Origin of the sequence: Desulfosporosinus sp. OT (genome assembly GCF_000224515.1) — a bacterium.
Taxonomy (GTDB): Bacteria; Bacillota; Desulfitobacteriia; order Desulfitobacteriales; family Desulfitobacteriaceae; genus Desulfosporosinus.
On sequence record NZ_AGAF01000113.1, the window covers coordinates 1 to 377 of the forward strand.

Genomic DNA, 377 nt, shown 5'->3' on the forward strand with positions numbered 1-377 from the left:
ATGATGCCAGTTTGAAGGAATACTTTGAGAAAAGGGACAAAAAAGAGTTCATTAGGGACAATGTTTTGAGCAGGAGGAAATTGGCTAAACGCAGTAATTACAAATGTAGAGTCTGCAAGCAATCATTAGCAGGAGAAGAATCTCTCAAAATTAATCAGCTTCTACCCAGTGGGCTAGGCGGGGATAAACGATATGACAACCTTGAACTGTTACACCAAAGTTGTCAATTACAACATCAAATGTTGCTTGAGAAATATGGAGATGGTAAGGATTTGCCTAATGTTATCAACTGTTTTAAGAGCAAGCAAATTGAGCCCAATAGCCCAAAAGGATATAGGTTGATGAAAGAGATGTTCAAAAAGTTCAAATACCAATCT

At 37.4% G+C, this 377-nt stretch carries 1 pseudogene; it reads left to right on the plus strand.

The annotated features are described in order from the left end of the window. Positions 1-80: 80 nt before the first annotated feature. Positions 81-377: pseudogene (locus DOT_RS10380) on the plus strand (group II intron reverse transcriptase/maturase); the annotation flags it as partial.